15 protein-coding genes and 1 tRNA gene are annotated in these 17,462 nt (G+C 63.6%); 6 read left to right on the top strand and 10 right to left on the bottom strand.

Going from position 1 to position 17,462, the window contains the following annotated elements; all coding sequences use genetic code 11:
- Positions 1–241: 241 nt before the first annotated feature.
- The 5 genes from RAM80_RS05490 (at position 242) to cysG (ending at position 7,675) form a co-directional block, all read left to right on the top strand.
- On the top strand, positions 242–2,656 hold the full coding sequence (locus RAM80_RS05490; protein ID WP_416425219.1) for a DNA translocase FtsK: 2,415 nt from the start codon (positions 242–244) through the stop codon (positions 2,654–2,656).
- A gap of 59 nt (positions 2,657–2,715) precedes the next feature.
- Positions 2,716–3,339, top strand: coding sequence for an outer membrane lipoprotein chaperone LolA (lolA, locus tag RAM80_RS05485; protein ID WP_416425218.1), 624 nt, complete (start codon positions 2,716–2,718; stop codon positions 3,337–3,339).
- A gap of 18 nt (positions 3,340–3,357) precedes the next feature.
- Positions 3,358–4,683: a replication-associated recombination protein A gene (locus RAM80_RS05480; protein WP_416425217.1), complete on the top strand. Its 1,326-nt coding sequence runs from the start codon at positions 3,358–3,360 to the stop codon at positions 4,681–4,683.
- Between the two features lie 316 nt (positions 4,684–4,999).
- On the top strand, positions 5,000–6,280 hold the full coding sequence (serS, locus tag RAM80_RS05475) for a serine--tRNA ligase (RefSeq protein WP_416425216.1): 1,281 nt from the start codon (positions 5,000–5,002) through the stop codon (positions 6,278–6,280).
- The gene (gene cysG / locus RAM80_RS05470) at positions 6,281–7,675 is read left to right on the top strand and encodes a siroheme synthase CysG (protein ID WP_416425215.1); all 1,395 of its coding nucleotides are present in this window, start codon (positions 6,281–6,283) and stop codon (positions 7,673–7,675) included.
- Positions 7,676–7,807: 132 nt separating this feature from the next.
- Here the strand turns inward: cysG and RAM80_RS05465 are convergent, their stop codons facing one another.
- The 8 genes from RAM80_RS05465 to RAM80_RS05430 form a co-directional block, all read right to left on the bottom strand.
- On the bottom strand, positions 7,808–8,800 hold the full coding sequence (locus RAM80_RS05465) for a glutathione S-transferase family protein (RefSeq protein WP_416425214.1): 993 nt from the start codon (positions 8,798–8,800) through the stop codon (positions 7,808–7,810).
- 94 nt (positions 8,801–8,894) lie between these two features.
- The gene (locus RAM80_RS05460; RefSeq protein WP_416425213.1) at positions 8,895–9,896 is read right to left on the bottom strand and encodes a glycosyl transferase family protein; all 1,002 of its coding nucleotides are present in this window, start codon (positions 9,894–9,896) and stop codon (positions 8,895–8,897) included.
- Complete coding sequence (locus RAM80_RS05455; RefSeq protein ID WP_416425212.1) at positions 9,893–10,228, bottom strand: TusE/DsrC/DsvC family sulfur relay protein; 336 nt, start codon at positions 10,226–10,228, stop codon at positions 9,893–9,895. The genes RAM80_RS05460 and RAM80_RS05455 overlap by 4 nt, the downstream gene beginning before the upstream one ends.
- On the bottom strand, positions 10,225–10,497 hold the full coding sequence (gene tusB, locus RAM80_RS05450) for a sulfurtransferase complex subunit TusB (RefSeq protein ID WP_416425211.1): 273 nt from the start codon (positions 10,495–10,497) through the stop codon (positions 10,225–10,227). Before tusB ends, RAM80_RS05455 begins: the two co-directional genes overlap by 4 nt.
- Positions 10,497–10,856 (bottom strand): sulfurtransferase complex subunit TusC, encoded by a 360-nt coding sequence (gene tusC, locus RAM80_RS05445; RefSeq protein ID WP_416425210.1) that lies wholly within the window; start codon positions 10,854–10,856, stop codon positions 10,497–10,499. The genes tusB and tusC overlap by 1 nt, the downstream gene beginning before the upstream one ends.
- A gap of 1 nt (position 10,857) precedes the next feature.
- The gene (tusD, locus tag RAM80_RS05440) at positions 10,858–11,250 is read right to left on the bottom strand and encodes a sulfurtransferase complex subunit TusD (protein WP_416425209.1); all 393 of its coding nucleotides are present in this window, start codon (positions 11,248–11,250) and stop codon (positions 10,858–10,860) included.
- A 70-nt stretch (positions 11,251–11,320) separates the two neighbouring features.
- The gene (locus RAM80_RS05435) at positions 11,321–12,700 is read right to left on the bottom strand and encodes a nucleobase:cation symporter-2 family protein (RefSeq protein WP_416425208.1); all 1,380 of its coding nucleotides are present in this window, start codon (positions 12,698–12,700) and stop codon (positions 11,321–11,323) included.
- Positions 12,701–13,019: 319 nt separating this feature from the next.
- Complete coding sequence (locus RAM80_RS05430) at positions 13,020–13,691, bottom strand: Bax inhibitor-1/YccA family protein (protein WP_416425207.1); 672 nt, start codon at positions 13,689–13,691, stop codon at positions 13,020–13,022.
- Positions 13,692–13,825: 134 nt separating this feature from the next.
- Here RAM80_RS05430 and RAM80_RS05425 point away from each other — a divergent pair.
- Positions 13,826–13,913 (top strand) — tRNA-Ser (locus tag RAM80_RS05425).
- A 527-nt stretch (positions 13,914–14,440) separates the two neighbouring features.
- On the opposite strand, the gene RAM80_RS05420 is transcribed toward RAM80_RS05425, so the two are convergent.
- The gene (locus RAM80_RS05420) at positions 14,441–15,319 is read right to left on the bottom strand and encodes a hypothetical protein (protein WP_416425206.1); all 879 of its coding nucleotides are present in this window, start codon (positions 15,317–15,319) and stop codon (positions 14,441–14,443) included.
- A gap of 381 nt (positions 15,320–15,700) precedes the next feature.
- Positions 15,701–17,449, bottom strand: coding sequence for a MobH family relaxase (mobH, locus tag RAM80_RS05415; RefSeq protein ID WP_416425205.1), 1,749 nt, complete (start codon positions 17,447–17,449; stop codon positions 15,701–15,703).
- Between the last annotated feature and the right edge of the window lie 13 nt (positions 17,450–17,462).

Genomic DNA, 17,462 nt, shown 5'->3' with positions numbered 1-17,462 from the left:
GGATAAAAACCCCGTCCTGCAACTCTACGGTCATGTCGCGGTCGTAAACCTTCGGGAATGTAATTGAAAAGCCTGCATAAGCCTTTGTCACAAAAGGCAATGCGTGCTCCAATTGAATCGTGCCAGACGCTCTGGGCTATGCTGTGGCGAACCCGTACAATGCTCCGTTCATTACCCTGATTTTTTATTGTTTGGTCCATCATCCGTTGTTGGCGCCCATGGGCGCAGGAAAAGACTTGTTTTGAAGAAATCCACCGCGACACCCAATCCCGTAGTGCCCCTGTGGCGTCAGCAAATGCACTACCGGCTCAAGGAAGGTGCCCTGATTGCCATGGGTGCCCTGTGCCTGTACCTGTGGATGGCGCTGCTCACCTACGACCAGGGCGACCCGGGCTGGAGCCACACCAGCACCGCCCATGAGGTGCAGAACGCGGCCGGCCGCGTGGGGGCCTTCGCCGCCGACATCCTGTTCATGGTGCTGGGTTATTTCGCCTACATCTTCCCGCTGCTGCTGGCGGTCAAGACCTGGCAGATCTTCCGCGAACGCCACCAGCCCTGGCAGTGGAGCGGCTGGCTGTTCTCGTGGCGACTGATCGGTCTGGTGTTCCTGGTGCTCTCGGGTGCCGCGTTGGCGCATATCCACTTCAAGTCCACCAGCCTGCCGGCCTCGGCGGGCGGCGCCCTGGGCGAAAGCCTCGGCGACCTGGCCTACAACGCGCTGAACGCCCAGGGCAGCACGCTGCTGTTCATCGCCCTGTTCCTGTTCGGCCTGACCGTGTTCACCGACCTGTCGTGGTTCAAGGTCATGGACCTGACCGGCAAGATCGTCCTCGACCTGCTGGAGCTGGTGCAAGGCGCCGCCGGCCGCTGGTGGGCGGCGCGCAACGAACGTCGCCAACTGGTGGCGCAACTGCGCGAGGTGGACGTGCGCGTGCACGACGTGGTCGCGCCCATTACCCCGGACCGCCGCGAGCAGGCCAAGGCCCGCGAGCGCATCATCGAGCGCGACCAGTCGCTGACCAAGCACACGGCCGAGCGCGAGAAGCAGGCGCCACCGGTGATCATGCCGGCCCCGGCCATGGCCAAGCCGCCAGAGCCGAGCAAGCGCGTGCAGAAGGAAAAACAGGTGCCGCTGTTCGTCGACAGCGCCGTGGAAGGCACGTTGCCGCCCATTTCCATCCTCGACCCGGCCGAAAAGAAGAAGGTCAACTATTCGCCTGAATCCCTGGCGGGCGTGGGCCACCTGCTGGAAATCAAGCTCAAGGAATTCGGCGTCGAAGTGTCGGTGGACTCCATCCACCCCGGCCCGGTCATTACCCGTTACGAAATCCAGCCGGCCGCCGGCGTCAAGGTCAGCCGCATCGCCAACCTGGCCAAGGACCTGGCGCGTTCGCTGGCCGTGACCAGCGTGCGCGTGGTGGAAGTGATTCCGGGCAAGACCACCGTGGGTATCGAGATCCCCAACGAGGACCGCCAGATCGTGCGGTTCTCCGAAGTGCTGTCGTCGCCGCAATACGACGAAGCCAAGTCGCCGGTCACCATGGCCCTGGGCCACGACATCGGCGGCAAGCCGGTCATCACCGACCTGGCGAAAATGCCGCACCTGCTGGTGGCCGGTACCACCGGTTCCGGTAAGTCGGTGGGCGTGAACGCCATGATCCTGTCGATCCTGTTCAAGTCCAGCCCCGAAGACGCCAAGCTGATCATGATCGACCCGAAGATGCTCGAGCTGTCGATCTACGAAGGCATCCCCCACCTGCTGTGCCCGGTGGTCACCGACATGAAGGACGCCGCCAACGCCCTGCGCTGGAGCGTGGCCGAGATGGAGCGCCGCTACAAGCTGATGGCGGCCATGGGCGTGCGCAACCTGGCCGGCTTCAACCGCAAGGTCAAGGACGCCGAGGAGGAGGGCACGCCGCTCACCGACCCGCTGTACCGCCGCGAGAGCATGGACGACGAGGCGCCGCTGCTCAAGACGCTGCCGACCATCGTGGTCATCGTCGACGAATTCGCCGACATGATGATGATCGTCGGCAAGAAGGTCGAAGAGCTGATCGCCCGTATTGCCCAGAAGGCCCGTGCTGCCGGTATCCACCTGATCCTGGCCACCCAGCGCCCGTCGGTGGACGTGATCACCGGCCTGATCAAGGCCAACATCCCCACCCGCATGGCGTTCCAGGTGTCGAGCAAGATCGACTCGCGCACCATCATCGACCAGGGCGGCGCCGAGCAGCTGCTGGGCCACGGTGACATGCTGTACATGCCGCCGGGCACCAGCCTGCCGATTCGCGTGCACGGCGCCTTCGTCTCCGACGAGGAAGTGCACCGCGTGGTGGAAGCCTGGAAACTGCGTGGCGTGCCGGACTACAACGAGGACATCCTCGCCGGCGTCGAAGAGGCCGGCAGCGGCTTCGAAGGCGGCGGCGGTGGCGGTGGTGGCGACGAGGACAGCGAGTCCGACGCGCTGTACGACGAGGCCGTCAACTTCGTGCTGGAAAGCCGCCGGGCGTCCATCTCCGCGGTGCAGCGCAAGCTCAAGATCGGCTACAACCGCGCCGCGCGCATGATCGAGGCGATGGAAATGGCCGGCGTGGTCACGCCGATGAACACCAACGGCTCGCGCGAAGTCATCGCGCCCGGGCCGATGCGCGACTGATTGAACTGCCGGCCGCCGAATCGTCGGTGGCCGGTCCCATTCTTTGTACGAGGATTCCCATGCGCCTGATTCGCATGCTGTTGGTTTCTGCCCTGGCCTTCTCCACGCTGCCGGCCCACGCCGACGACGCCGCCGTGAAAAGCCTGACCCAGTTGCTGGAAAAGTCCCAGACCCTGGCGGCGCACTTCTCGCAACTGACCCTGGACGGCAGCGGCACCCAGCTGCAGGAAACCTCCGGTGAAATGACCCTGCAGCGCCCGGGCCTGTTCTACTGGCACACCGCCGCGCCGAACGAGCAGACCATGGTTTCCGATGGCCAGAAGGTCAGCCTGTACGACCCGGACCTGCAACAGCTGACCGTCAAGAAGCTCGACCAGCGCCTGACCCAGACCCCGGCGCTGCTGCTGTCCGGTGACATCTCGAAGATCAGCCAGAGCTTCGACATCAGCGCCAAGGAAGCGGGCGACGTGATCGACTTCATGCTCAAGCCCAAGACCAAGGACACCTTGTTCGACTCGCTGCGCCTGTCGTTCCGCAAGGGCCTGATCAATGACATGCAACTGATCGACAGCGTCGGCCAGCGCACCAACATCCTGTTCACCGGCGTGAAAGCCAATGACCCGGTGGACAAGAGCAAATTCACCTTCGTGGCGCCCAAGGGCACCGACGTCATCCAGGAATAAGAGGTAGCCCCGCCCGTCATGGACCTGTTCCGCAGTGAGCCCATCGCCCAGCCCCTGGCCGCCCGCCTGCGGGCGCGCAACCTGGACGAATACGTTGGCCAGGAGCACCTGCTGGCCCGCGGCAAGCCGCTGCGCGAGGCGCTGGAGCAGGGTGCGCTGCACTCGATGATCTTCTGGGGGCCGCCTGGCGTGGGCAAGACCACGCTGGCGCGGCTGCTGGCGGAGGTTTCCGACGCCCATTTCGAGACCGTCTCGGCGGTGCTGGCCGGGGTCAAGGAGATTCGCCAGGCCGTCGAGGTGGCCAAGCAGCAGGCCGGCCAGTACGGCCGCCGCACCATCCTGTTCGTCGACGAAGTGCACCGCTTCAACAAGTCCCAGCAGGACGCCTTCCTGCCCTACGTGGAAGACGGCACGCTGATATTCATCGGTGCCACCACCGAAAACCCTTCGTTCGAGCTCAACAACGCACTGCTGTCGCGCGCCCGCGTGTACGTGCTCAAGAGCCTGGACGAGGCGGCGCTGCGGCGCCTGGTGGACCGCGCGCTGACCGAGGAGCGCGGCCTGGGCAAGCGCCAGCTGCGCCTGGGCGACGAGGCCTTCGGCATGCTGCTGGCGGCGGCCGACGGTGACGGCCGGCGCATGCTCAACCTGCTGGAAAACGCATCGGACCTGGCCGAAGACGGCGAGGAAATCGCCACCGAGCTGCTGCAAAGCCTGCTGGGTGACACCCGCCGGCGCTTCGACAAGGGCGGCGAAGCCTTCTACGACCAGATCTCGGCGCTGCACAAGTCCGTGCGTGGCTCCAACCCGGACGCCGCGTTGTACTGGTACGTGCGCATGATCGACGGTGGCTGCGACCCGCTGTACCTGGCCCGGCGCGTGGTGCGCATGGCCAGCGAAGACATCGGTAACGCCGACCCGCGCGCCCTGGGCCTGTGCCTATCGGCGTGGGACGTGCAGGAGCGCCTGGGCAGCCCCGAAGGCGAGCTGGCGGTGGCCCAGGCCATCGTCTACCTGGCCTGCGCGCCGAAAAGCAACGCCGTGTACATGGGCTTCAAGCAGGCCATGCGCGAAGCCACCGAGTACGGCTCGCTGGAAGTGCCGCTGCACCTGCGCAACGCCCCCACCAAGCTGATGAAACAGCTGGGCTACGGCGAGGAATACCGCTACGCCCACGACGAGCCCGACGCCTACGCTGCCGGCGAAGACTACTTCCCCGAACAGCTGGAGCCGCGCGCCTACTACCAGCCGGTGCCTAGAGGCCTGGAACTGAAAATCGGCGAAAAGCTCAAGCACCTGGCCCAACTGGACCGCCTCAGCCCGCGCCAGCGCCGCAAGCCCTGAAGGGCTGGCACGTTGCAACAGGCTGCGGCACCCATGACGCGGCCTGCGGCCGTTGCTACGGAGGGGACGTAGCCGCTGCCGCCAGGCTGCGCTGGCCGGTATGAACCCTGGAGATTTCCAGTGAGGCACGCGCATGTCTTGATTGTCAGGGTGTCGTCGAGATCTCGCGCTGCCAGCCTTGTTTGGCCGGTTCTGCAACACGCAACTGGAAACAGCCCTTCTATCCCGGTACGCTGGCCGTTAATATGGTCGGCTGCCCGGTGTCCTGCCCGCAACAAGGGCTGACCAAGACTTAATTTGATAACGAGAGACCGACATGCTCGATCCCCTGATTTTGCGTACCAAGCTCCACGAAACCGCGGATCGCCTCGCAGCCCGTGGCTACAGCCTGGACGTGGCGCGCCTGGAAGCGCTGGAAGCCCAGCGCAAGACCGTACAGACCCGCACCGAGCAACTGCAGGCCGAGCGTAACGCCCGCTCCAAATCCATTGGCCAGGCCAAGCAGCGCGGCGAAGACATCGCGCCGTTGATGGCTGACGTCGACCGCATGGCCGGTGAGCTGGCCGAAGGCAAGGCCGAGCTGGACAAGCTGCAGTCCGAGCTGGACGCCATCGTGCTGGGCATTCCCAACCTGCCGCACGAGTCGGTGCCGGTCGGTGAAGACGAAGAAGGCAACGTCGAAGTGCGCCGCTGGGGCACCCCGGCCGACTTCGGCTTTGCCGTGAAAGACCACGTGGCCCTGGGCGAGCAGTTCGGCTGGCTGGACTTCGAGACCGCCGCCAAGCTGTCCGGCGCACGCTTCGCCTTGCTGCGCGGCCCGATTGCCCGCCTGCACCGCGCCCTGGCGCAGTTCATGATCAACCTGCACGTCACCGAACACGGTTACGAAGAGGCCTACACCCCGTACCTGGTCCAGGCCCCGGCGCTCAAGGGCACCGGCCAGCTGCCCAAGTTCGAGGAAGACCTGTTCAAGATCAGCCGCGAAGGCGAGGCCGACCTGTACCTGATCCCGACCGCCGAAGTGTCGCTGACCAATATCGTGGCGGGCGAGATCCTCGACGCCAAGCAGCTGCCACTGAAACTGGTCGCCCACACCCCGTGCTTCCGCAGCGAAGCCGGCGCATCGGGCCGTGACACCCGCGGGATGATCCGCCAACACCAGTTCGACAAGGTCGAGATGGTGCAAGTGGTCGAGCCGTCGAAATCCATGGAAGCCCTGGAAAGCCTGACCGCCAACGCCGAGCGCGTGCTGCAGGCCCTGGAGTTGCCGTACCGCGTGCTGGCCCTGTGCACCGGCGACATGGGCTTCAGCGCCGTGAAGACCTACGACCTGGAAGTGTGGATCCCCAGCCAGGACAAGTACCGCGAAATCTCCTCGTGCTCCAACACCGGTGATTTCCAGGCCCGCCGCATGCAAGCGCGTTTCCGCAACCCGGAAACCGGCAAGCCGGAGCTGGTGCACACCCTCAACGGTTCGGGCCTGGCCGTGGGCCGCACCCTGGTGGCCGTGCTGGAAAACTACCAGCAGGCCGATGGTTCCATCCGCGTGCCGGAAGTGCTGAAGCCGTACATGGGCGGCATCGAGGTCATCGGCTAAATGGAATTCCTGCCGCTGTTTCACAAGCTCAAGGGCAGCCACGTGCTGGTCGTGGGCGGTGGCGAGATTGCCTTGCGCAAGTCGCGCCTGCTGGCCGATGCCGGCGCGCTGCTGCGCGTGGTGGCCCCGGCCATCGAAGCGCAGTTGGATGAACTGGTGCGCAGCAGCGGCGGTGAAGCGGTGCGCCGCGGTTATCAGGAGAGCGACCTGGACGGTTGCCAACTGATCATCGCCGCCACCGACGACGAAGCCCTCAACGCCCAGGTGTCGGCCGATGCCAAGCGTCGTTGCGTGCCGGTCAACGTGGTGGATGCGCCGGCCCTGTGCAGCGTGATCTTCCCGGCCATCGTCGACCGCTCGCCCCTGGTGGTGGCGGTGTCCAGCGGCGGCGATGCGCCGGTGCTGGCACGCCTGATCCGCGCCAAGATGGAAGCCTGGATTCCGGCCGCCTACGGCGAGCTGGCCGGCTTGGCGGCGCGCTTCCGTGCCCAGGTCAAAGGCCTCTACCCCGACGTGCAGCAGCGCCGCGCGTTCTGGGAAGAGGTGTTCCAGGGCCCGATTGCCGACCGCCAACTGGCCGGGCAGGGCGCCGAAGCCGAGCGGCTGCTGGTGGAGAAAATCAACGGCCAGCCGCCCCACGCACCGGGTGAAGTCTACCTGGTGGGGGCCGGCCCCGGTGACCCCGACCTGCTGACCTTCAAGGCCCTGCGCCTGATGCAGCAGGCCGACGTGGTGCTGTACGACCGCCTGGTGGCCCCGGCCATCATCGAGCTGTGCCGCCGCGACGCCGAGCGCATCTACGTCGGCAAGCGCCGCGCCGACCATGCCGTGCCGCAGGACCAGATCAACCAGCAACTGGTGACCCTGGCCAAGCAAGGCAAGCGCGTGGTGCGGCTCAAGGGTGGCGATCCGTTCATCTTTGGCCGTGGTGGCGAGGAAATCGAGGAGCTGGCGGCCCATGGCATCCCGTTCCAGGTGGTGCCGGGCATTACCGCGGCCAGTGGTTGCGCGGCCTACGCCGGCATCCCGCTGACCCACCGCGACTACGCCCAGTCGGTGCGCTTTATCACCGGCCACCTCAAGGACGGCACCAGCGACCTGCCTTGGGCAGACCTGGTGGCGCCAGCCCAGACCCTGGTGTTCTACATGGGCCTGGTGGGCCTGCCGAGCATCTGCGAGCAGCTGATCAAGCACGGCCGCGCCGCCGATACCCCGGCAGCGCTGGTGCAGCAGGGCACCACCGTCAACCAGCGGGTCTTCACCGGCACCCTGGCTGACCTGCCGCGGCTGGTGGCGGAGCATGAAGTGCATGCGCCGACGCTGGTCATCGTGGGTGAAGTGGTGCAACTGCGCGAGAAGCTCGCCTGGTTCGAAGGCGCCCAGCAAACCGTGTAACCCCTGCCCGTAACGGCGGCCCATGTGGGAGCGGGCTCTGCCCGCGAAAAGAACGCCGCGGAACCTCTGGAACCGCGGCGTTCTTTTCGCGGGTAGAACCCGCTCCCACCACTGGCGGCCGCTGCTACAGGTTTACGCGATGCCTTTGCCGGGCAGGCGCGCGCGGTCGTGGGGCAGGGTGAAATCCTGCGCCGGGCCTTTCGGCACCACTCCCGTCGGGTTGATGGTGGCGTGGCTGGCATAGTAATGATGCTTGATGTGCTGGAAATCCACCGTCTGCGCCACACCCGGCCACTGGTACAGCTCGCGCAGCCAGTTCGACAGGTTCGGGTAGTCGGCAATGCGCCGCAGGTTGCACTTGAAGTGCCCGTGGTACACAGCGTCAAAGCGAATGATCGTGGTAAACAGGCGCACGTCCGCTTCGGTCAGGTACTCGCCGGCCAGGTAACGCTGCTCGCCCAGCAAGCGCTCCAACCGATCCAATTCAGCGAACACATCATCGAACGCCGCCTCATAGGCTGATTGCGACGTGGCAAAGCCTGCGCGGTAGACGCCGTTGTTCACCGCCGGGTAGATCGCCTCGTTCAGCGCGTCGATGGTGCCGCGCAGCGCCTCGGGGTACAGGTCCAACGTGTTGCCGGTCAGGTCGTTGAACGCGCTGTTGAACATGCGGATGATCTCCGCCGATTCATTGCTGACGATGCGCCCCAGCTTCTTGTCCCACAGCACCGGCACGGTGACGCGCCCGGTGTAGTCCGGCGTCTCGGCGGTGTAGCGTTGGTGCATGAATTGCAGGCCGTCGAGCTTGTCGCCAGTGGAGCCGAGCGTTGTGTCGAAGGTCCAGCCGTTCTCGCGCATCAGCCAGCTGACCACCGACACGTCGATCAGGCTTTCCAGGCCCTTGAGCTGGCGCACGATGAGTGTGCGGTGCGCCCAGGGGCAGGCCAGTGACACGTACAGGTGGTAGCGGCCGGCCTCGGCCTGGAAGCCGCCTTCGCCGCTGGGGCCCGGGCGGCCGTCGGCGGTCACCCAGTTGCGACGCTTGGCCGCTTCGCGCTGGAACGCGCCGTCTTTGGCGCTTTCGTACCACTGGTCATGCCAGCGTCCTTCAATCAACAGGCCCATGGGCTGGACTCCTCGCAAACTCTATAAGCGTTGGAGCCCAGTGTACGGCCATCAGTTCGAATAAATAGCGCAAAAACCCCGACCAACCTATCGGTTAAATCGATCTGTCACGGGCGGCCCAGTATTCACGGGCGGTGGCAAAGGCCTCGTCACGGGGCTGGCCCAGGCCGCGCAGGGCCAGGGCCATGGTCGAGATCAGGGCCATTTCGCCGTAGCTGTCCTGGGCCTCGCCGCGCCACACCGCCAGCAGGTGCGCAGGCGCAAGGCTGGCTGGTTTCACGTGGCGTTGCGCTGCCAGCTGCGGCCACTCTTCATCCCAGCTCTGGCCGCCGGTGGTGCCGTACAGGTGGCTGGGGCTGTCGGGATTGACCTCGATCTCGCCGCCGTCACCCTTGATGACGATGGCGTGGTCGCCCAGCAGGCCGCTGGCATCGCGGTGCACCGCCTGGTAACCGGGGTGGAAGATGCTCTGCAGGCCGCAGCGCGCGCCCAACGGATTGAGGATGCGCGCCAGGGAGTGGATCGGCGAGCGCAGCCCCAAGGTGTTGCGCAGGTCGATCATTCGCTGCAGTTGCGGCGCCCAGTCCACCAGCGGCGCGAACGCCAGGCCGTGGCTGTCCAGCGCCGTACCCACCGCCTGCCAGCCGCGCGCCAGGGGAATGCCCAGGGTGCCCAGCAGCTGCTCGGTGTACAGCCGGCCCGCGGTGTGCGCGCCACCGCCGTGCATCAGAATGCGCAGGCCGTTGCCGGCCAGGCACTTGGCCGCCAGCAGGTACCAGGGCAGGTGGCGTTTCTTGCCGGCGTAGCTGGGCCAGTCGATGTCCACGGCCAGGGCCGGGGGCTTGAGCCGCGCGCGCAGGGCTTCGGTGAAACCGGCCAGTTCCTCGGCGCTTTCCTCTTTATGCCGCAGCAGCATCAGGAACGCGCCCAGTTGGGCTTCCTCCACCTGCTCATCCAGCAGCATGCCCATGGCCTCGCGGGCTTCTTCGCGGGTCAGGTTGCGCGCGCCGCGCTTGCCCTTGCCCAAGGCGCGGACGAATTGAGCGAACGGGTGTTCGGCAGGGGTTTCCAGCAGCAGGGCGGGGTAGTCGGTCATATGCAATTGGTCGGCTTGGGCAGGCCCGCCAGCTTGGCGGCAAGTTTGGCGGGAGTGCCGTTGAACAGGCGGTTCAGGTGCGGGCTGTTGCCTTTCTCGGCGCCCAGCTTCAGCGCCGTGTATTTGATCAGCGGCCGCGTGGCCGGGGACAGCTGGAACTCCTGGTAGAACTGACGCAACACCTCCAGCACCTCCCAGTGTTCGGCGGTCAGCACGATCTCCTCGCGCGTGGCCAGGGCCTCGGCAACGGGTTTAGACCACTCGGTCAAATCTTCCAGAAAGCCGTTCTGGTCCAGCGCAATCGCACGGCCTTCAACCATCAGTTCACTCATAGCCAGGTGTTGACCTTGTCAAAATCGAGGGTGAGCTGCACAAAGCCCGGGTAATCCACCACCGGCGCCGCGCCATTGATGGCGCGCGCCTGCACGTCCTCGTCCAGGGCGTAAACCCGGCCCGCCAGGTGCGCCAGGCTGTCATTGAGCAGCGCGTACACGGCATCGCCGGTCAGCAGCAGGGCATCATCAGCACCCAGCAGGCGCAGGCAGCTGGCCAGGCGGTTGTCGCCGAAGGGCGAGTGGGACAGCACATGCAAAGTAGCCATCAGAGGGTAATCACCTGATCAAAGCGGTCGACAAGGGCGGCCAGGGCGGCGTCTTCCAGCACCTGGGCGGCAAGGCTCAAGCCGTCGGCGGCCAGGCCGCGTTCGCGCAGGCTGCTGGCCGCCACGAACAGCTCGTCCACGCCGAACATCGGCAGCGCCTGCAGGTTGGCCGTCAGGTCTTTCTGCTGCACCTGGGCAGGCTGTTGGCCTGTCGCCAACTGAAACACGCCGTCATCGAGGAACAGCATGCCCAGCGGCAAATCGAAGGCACCGCCTGCCAGGGCGATGTCCAGTGCCTCGCGTGGGCCGGGGCCCGACCACGGCGCCTGTCGGCTGATAATCAACAGGGATTTGGCCATGTCACTGCCCTCCAAAGGTCACGAGGCGGTCGGCCAGCTGGGCGGCTTCATGCAGCTGGCCCAGCCCGGACAGGTCCCACGGCGCCGGCAGGTTGGCCGCCGGGCGGTTCCAGCGCTTGGCTTCGGCCTCATTCAGCACGCCACGGCGCAGGGCGGCGGCAATGCACACCACCGCGTCCAGCTGGCGCTCGGTAATAAAGGCGCGCCACTGGGCGGCCACGTCCGGCTCATCCTGCGGGGCAACCACGTTGCCCGAGGCGCTGTGCACCCCGTCCTGATAAAAGAACAGGCGGACGATTTCATGGCCGCCCGCCAGCGCCGCCTCGGCAAACCGCAGGGCGCGGCGCGAGGAGGGCGCATGGGCGGGGGAAAATACAGCGATGGCGAACTTCATGGCGCGGCTCTATCAGCAAATCTGCCGGAATGATAAAGCCTGCACGCGAAAAAAGCCCGCCGCACCCGCGTCAGCGGGCGCTGTTATCGCGCAGCTCCGGCAGGAACCAGTTCAGCACCAGGGCGCAGATGCCACCGGTGGCCACGCCCGACTCCAGCACGTTGCGCAGGGCCGACGGCATGTGCGCCAGGAACTCCGGCACCTGCGCCACGCCCAGGCCCAGGGCCAGGGACACGGCAATGATCAGCAGCGCACGACGGTCCAGGTGAATGCTGGCCAGGATATTGATGCCCGACGCCGCCACGGCACCGAACATGACCATGGCCGCGCCACCCAGCACCGGCTCCGGCACCGCTTGAATCACACCGGCCACCGTCGGGAACAGGCCCAGGATCACCAGCATGCCGGCAATCCACACGCCAATGTGGCGGCTGGCGATGCCCGTCAGCTGAATCACGCCGTTGTTCTGGGCAAAGATCGAGCTGGGGAAGGTGTTGAACACGCCGGCCAGCAACGAGTTCGCGCCGTTCACCAGCACGCCGCCCTTGATGCGTTGCATCCACACCGGGCCTTCCACCGGCTGCTTAGACACCTTGCTGGTGGCTGTCACGTCACCGATGGACTCCAGCGAAGTCACCAGGTAAATCACCAGCATCGGAATGAACAGCGCCCACGAGAAGCCCAGGCCGAAGTGCAGCGGCACCGGCACCTGGAACACCGCGGCTTCATGCATGCCGGTGAAGTTCAAGCGGCCCATGTAGCCGGCCAGGGCATAACCCACCGCCAGGGCGATGACGATGGCGCAGCTGCGCATCCACACCACCGGCACGCGGTTCAGCACCACGATAATCGCCAGCACCACGCCCGACAGCAGCAGGTTGTCGCCGTTGGCGAAGGTGCCGTTGGCCATGGCCGAGAAACCGCCGCCCATGCTGATCAGGCCGACCTTGATCAGCGTCAGGCCAATCATCAGCACCACGATGCCAGTCACCAGCGGCGTGATCAGCCGCTTCACGAACGGCAGAATGCGCGAAATGCCCATCTCCACGAACGAGCCGGCAATCACCACGCCGAAAATCGCCGCCATCACGCCTTCAACCGGCGTGCCCTGCTTCACCATCAGCGCGCCACCGGCAATCAGCGGCCCGACGAAGTTGAAACTGGTGCCCTGCACAATCAGCAAACCCGCGCCAAACGGCCCGAAGCGCTTGCACTGCACAAAGGTGGCGATACCGGAAATCACCAGCGACATCGACACGATCAGGTTGGTGTCATGGGGCGAAACGCCCAGTGCCTGGCAAATCAACAGCCCCGGCGTCACGATGGGAACAATGATCGCCAGCAGATGCTGCAGTGCAGCCAGCAGGGCAATCACCGGGCGGGGACGGTCTTCCAGCCCCAGCACCAGGTCTTGGCTAGGGGGCGGGGAGGGCTGTTGATGAACAGTCATGGCAGGGCCTTGGCGAAAAAAAGAGCGCAATTCTACGGATAAGCACCCCACAAGGCCACTACCGTTGCGCCGCACATCGCCACCCGTGCCACCGCGCGGTATACCTGCCCCAACGCGGCGCCAAAGACGCGGCCTACAGGTCTGCGCGATATCCGCTCTCGCGTAGCAGCTGCCGAAGGCCGCGTCCCGTCACCGCGCGGTGTACCCGCCCCAATGCGGCGCCTAAGACGCGGCCATGCGGCCGCTGCTACAGGTTTGTGCGGTATTCGCGCCCACAAAAAAGCCCGCCGAAGCGGGCTTTTCCAACACAACCATCTAATCAGTCATCACGACCCATCAGGCCAAACAACTGCAGCAGGCTGACAAACAGGTTGTAGATCGAAACATACAGGCTGATGGTCGCCATGATGTAGTTCCGCTCACCACCCTGGATGATCGCGCTGGTCTGGAACAGGATGCACACCGACGAGAACAGCACGAAGCCCGCGCTGATCGCCAGTTGCAGCCCGCTGATCTGGAAGAACATACCCGCCACGGTGGCACCCAGCAGCACAAAGAAGCCCGCAGTGATGAAGCCACCCAGGAAGCTCATGTCCTTGCGCGTGATCAACACGTAGGCCGACAGGCCGCCGAACACCAGCGCCGTCATGGCAAACGCCGAGCTGACCACCTCGGCACCGCCCTGCATGTGCAGGTAACGGTTGAGGATAGGGCCCAGCAGGTAACCCATGAAACCGGTCAGGGCAAAGGTGGACACCAGGCCCCAGGCCGAGTCACGCAGCTTGGTGGTGAGGAAGAACAGGCCGTAGAAGCCGATCAGCACCACGAAAATGTTCGGGTAGCCCACGTGCATCTGCTGCGACACGTAGGCGGTCACGGCGCTGAAGGCCAGGGTCATGGCCAGCAAGCCGTAGGTGTTGCGCAGGACCTTGCTGACCTCTAGCTGGTCGGCCTGCTGCCTGCTATTGACTGCGTAATCCTGTTCGCGCATGGCGAGACTCCTTTGGGTTGAAAACCGCGTTTGAAACGTTCAGATGCAAAGATCATAACAGACATGCTGCAAGGGGAAATGAAGAGAGTTTGACAGTGTGTTTCAATCGGGTATTATGCACGCCGCAACAAGCTGGAAGCGTGGCCGAGTGGTTTAAGGCAACGGTCTTGAAAACCGTCGATGGGCAACTATCCTAGAGTTCGAATCTCTACGCTTCCGCCAATAATTCTCATTAAAGCCCTGAAAATTCAGGGCTTTTTTGTCACTGGGGTTTGCCAGCCCATACTCCAGCCCATACTTTGGACGATGGCTTTCCCTGGTTCGCCATGGAATTTTCTGCCGAACGGGCACTCTGGTCACCTCAGGCGCTGGTGCGGGACTGGTCTTGGCCGGCCATCAAGCGCTCCATTCGATCTCCTACCTCAGGAAGGCGAGGGCATGCAAAGCTCGGTAGTCGGCTCTTTCGTCCTAGGCGTTCAGCCATGTCACCTTGCGTGATTTCACCAGATATCAACTGATATGCGAGCAGTTTGGTCGGTACTGTTCGCCGCTCGCCTCCCCTTTTCATCGCCAGGCGGGAGCAGAATGTGTCCGGGATCAGTGAGATCTCGGCTACCGGGTCAATTCGACTTCGGCGCCAACAGTTTTCACACAGCCTGGAGCCAATGCAGCCGGTCGGCACCACCAGAAATCGGCGAATATCTGGCCTTCGTTTCGCCTATCGGCCACAACCCCAGTCATCATGGCTACTAGCCCTTGAAGCTTTTCGGAAATTTACGGTTGAGCCTGTTAGGACTGGTGATGGCTTTGGACAGTTTCGTGCCGCTGCCGATTCGTTTGAAGTAGCTAATATCCCGTTTCATAAACTTGTCCAAATCATCCCAGTCCGGTGCACGTCCCAACGAGCGCGCGGAAAAATTGTTCTCCTCCAGTACCCCCAGCATCTCGGGGTAGCGTTGCTTGTAGAAATCCCAAGCGGCCAAGAACTTGGTGCGGACATGCGGCACTTGATGGTTGCGCATTTGATTGTATATATCTTGGAGAAAACGAACCTGCCATGTGACGTAAGGGGCAATATCCCCCATATGCATCTCGTAGTCCTCAACAGGAAAATGGCCACCGGTATGTTTATTCAGCTGCTCCAATGAGCGGTTGAGATAGACAAAGGAATAGTCAGCATTGAACGGTGCCAAGCGGAAAAATTGGTTATACTTTGCGCACTCGTGGTCCATGAACAATCCAAGCGATGGAATATCTTTTTCAGCCAGATATGCTGAGATCAAGGCTGTGCCATAGAAACACTCAACGTGCTTCAGATCGTAGTGGGAGAAATCACCGGCCACGAGGGCCGCGCGGAAGTATATATCCTGACCGGTAAGTCGGTGGTGTAAGTCCTCGGCAAACTCCGTGAGGTACCAGACTAGATATTCCCTCTCGGCGTCGTTGGAGGCCGGCTCAATGTTGTAGACCAAAACCGTGTCTGAGAATACGATGGTCTTGAAGCTGTTATGTTTGTGTACATTCAGGCTATCTAAAATAGAATAGATACGCGCTACCTTCCTTGGCTCTTTGCGCACCATATCGGTAAAGCCCAGGATATCTATGTAAAGGAGAAAACGGTCCGTCATCCCAAGGTTCCCTGTCTTACTGGAGGCGAGCATCATCGCCAGTGTTGAGCCGTTTTAATAGCCCACCGCGCCGCTCATTATGGCTCGGTGATTTAACAGAATCGGCTCGATCTGAGTGCCAGTTTTGGGTTGGCACCTGGCAGCAATTGACCGACTCCCGTCCGACGCGGAGTGCCGCCTTGGGTCGATTCCTGCCGGTCAAGACCCAGCCAGTGCGCTGGTCAGATCTGACGCAAACAACTGGCCAGGTCGATACAAATGGGAGGTCAGGTCCATGCAATTACGCACCTAACCAAGCAGTTGCAAGAGCAATGGCGGATCCTGGTGTGGAACGCATCAGTAATGAGCAGGCTCCGCACCGTTGCCGATGACACCGGATATTCAGCTTTCGGTCAACCTCAGAAACGGGTTGTCCGGCAGACTATTTTCGCTGAGCGCCTGGGGCTCCCTGATCAGGTACCCGTTTAGTTTTCCGCGCTTCCGAGGACCTCGTACCTGGCATGACCAGATGTTCTGGCCGTCGGGCCTGCGCAGGTGAAGGTTCAGTTTTTCAAAGCATTTCTGCACGCTTAACCAAGCTTCCGAGCTTTCAATATGGCTCCCTTCCGGTTGGCGCTCCGAGGTGTAGCGCTGGAAGATTCCCGGGGTCACCAGGAAGAACGTGCCGTTCACGGTATGCACCTTCGCTTGGCTGTCATTGATGATCAGCGAGTGGGTCTGCAATCCAGTTCGCAGCCAGTCCACGAACTGGTGGCCGAGATCGTTGTTGTTCTCTGGAGTCGTCTTCGGCTCGCTGGAAGAGGTGACACTAGGCTCGAACTCGGGCGTTTCGAATAGCTCCAGAAGGGGCCCTAGGTAGTCGCTGTCGTCCATGTCGGAAGGGTAGAGCTTGGTAGGGGTGGGCCGGTCCGCATTGGCTGATGCAGGGTCGGTCGCTGTCGGTGTGGGGTTACCGGTACCGGGCGAGGTTGGCGGTTCCGCGGACTCGGAGGTGACTTCAAGGACTGTCTCGAGGGCGCCGGTGAAACTGGGCGGCCGGGTTTCATCCGCCCAGATCAATGAGGGGTGCAGGCGCAGGAAGGTGAACTGCTGCTGCCAGTCCTCATCGGTGACCGCGGCCGTCCAGATGGCCTTGCCGTCGGGCGTGGCCTCGACCAACCCGTGCGACTGCAGCTCATCGAATAGGGCGATGTTGGAGGAGGGGATGCCATCCACGGACTGGGCCAGCAGGTAGGCGCGCAGCTTGTCGGTGGCGGTCTTGCTGACCAACCACAGGTGTTCATTGGTAAGCCAGCCGGCGGCGCCGGGCTGGTTGAGCTTGAACTCGTTCTTCACCAGGTGGCGCAGACCGGTGAGCAGGTGGTGCTGCAGCGAGTGCGTGGGCGCCTGCAAGGCTTTGCTGGGATTGGCACCGATATTTTGCGCCGTCGAGACGCGATCGGCCTGCAGGACCACCTCACCAAGGATGCCGGCATGCTCGTAGTGGTTGGCCAGCAGGTACAGCAGCTTGCCCCACAGCGCTGGGTAGCCGCTGAGCCAGTCGAGGATGGCGCGGTCCAGCACCTGGGTGTATAGCAGGCCAGCCGCAGCACCGTGCAGCTGGTAATCGCGGCCTTTCAGGTAGCGAAAGCGATAGGGTTGATCCAGGAGCCCATGCCAAGGGTGCCAGGGCTGGCCGTCCTGGTCTTCGACCTGCAGGTCGACGGCGATCTTGCCGATGTCGTGGAGCAGGGCGCCGTAGGCAATGCCGGCGCTCCAGGCATCGGCCTGGGCTGCCTGGTCTTCCGGAGCGGCACCGCTGGGCAGGAGATGGGACTGGCGCAGCTTGAGGCTGCAGGCTACCAGCTCCAGGCCATGATCGAGCATGCCGCCGGGGTAGGCATGGTGGTGGCTTTCACTGGCTGGCAGCTGCTGGACATAATCGGCGTAGCGGCGGATCGGTCTCAGGTAGAGCTGCTCGAACTGCGGCTGGGACAGCGCAGTGTATTGCCAGATGCGCTCGAGCAGCTTCTGTCGGTGCTCCGCGGCGAGCAGCGCCTCGGCCGTCATCGGCGCGTAATAGCCCTCGGCAATGGGGACAGCTGAGGGCGTGGGGACTTTGGCCTTTTCATGCGTGAACCAACTCGGCATCGTCGCCACCTCC

The sequence above is a fragment of the Pseudomonas sp. App30 genome, assembly GCF_047947025.1.
Taxonomy (GTDB): Bacteria; Pseudomonadota; Gammaproteobacteria; order Pseudomonadales; family Pseudomonadaceae; genus Aquipseudomonas.
This window is presented reverse-complemented; position numbering and strand designations above follow the sequence as displayed.

What these genes read in the sequence shown, in the direction of transcription:
- RAM80_RS05435 (WP_416425208.1), bottom strand. Translation starts at nt 12,700, where the DNA reads ATGACTGTTCATCAACAGCCCTCCCCGCCCCCTAGCCAAGACCTGGTG.
- mobH (WP_416425205.1), bottom strand. Translation starts at nt 17,449, where the DNA reads ATGCCGAGTTGGTTCACGCATGAAAAGGCCAAAGTCCCCACGCCCTCA.
- RAM80_RS05455 (WP_416425212.1), bottom strand. Translation starts at nt 10,228, where the DNA reads ATGAGTGAACTGATGGTTGAAGGCCGTGCGATTGCGCTGGACCAGAAC.
- lolA (WP_416425218.1), top strand. Translation starts at nt 2,716, where the DNA reads ATGCGCCTGATTCGCATGCTGTTGGTTTCTGCCCTGGCCTTCTCCACG.
- tusB (WP_416425211.1), bottom strand. Translation starts at nt 10,497, where the DNA reads ATGGCTACTTTGCATGTGCTGTCCCACTCGCCCTTCGGCGACAACCGC.
- tusD (WP_416425209.1), bottom strand. Translation starts at nt 11,250, where the DNA reads ATGAAGTTCGCCATCGCTGTATTTTCCCCCGCCCATGCGCCCTCCTCG.
- RAM80_RS05465 (WP_416425214.1), bottom strand. Translation starts at nt 8,800, where the DNA reads ATGGGCCTGTTGATTGAAGGACGCTGGCATGACCAGTGGTACGAAAGC.
- tusC (WP_416425210.1), bottom strand. Translation starts at nt 10,856, where the DNA reads ATGGCCAAATCCCTGTTGATTATCAGCCGACAGGCGCCGTGGTCGGGC.
- cysG (WP_416425215.1), top strand. Translation starts at nt 6,281, where the DNA reads ATGGAATTCCTGCCGCTGTTTCACAAGCTCAAGGGCAGCCACGTGCTG.
- RAM80_RS05430 (WP_416425207.1), bottom strand. Translation starts at nt 13,691, where the DNA reads ATGCGCGAACAGGATTACGCAGTCAATAGCAGGCAGCAGGCCGACCAG.
- serS (WP_416425216.1), top strand. Translation starts at nt 5,000, where the DNA reads ATGCTCGATCCCCTGATTTTGCGTACCAAGCTCCACGAAACCGCGGAT.
- RAM80_RS05420 (WP_416425206.1), bottom strand. Translation starts at nt 15,319, where the DNA reads ATGACGGACCGTTTTCTCCTTTACATAGATATCCTGGGCTTTACCGAT.
- RAM80_RS05460 (WP_416425213.1), bottom strand. Translation starts at nt 9,896, where the DNA reads ATGACCGACTACCCCGCCCTGCTGCTGGAAACCCCTGCCGAACACCCG.
- RAM80_RS05480 (WP_416425217.1), top strand. Translation starts at nt 3,358, where the DNA reads ATGGACCTGTTCCGCAGTGAGCCCATCGCCCAGCCCCTGGCCGCCCGC.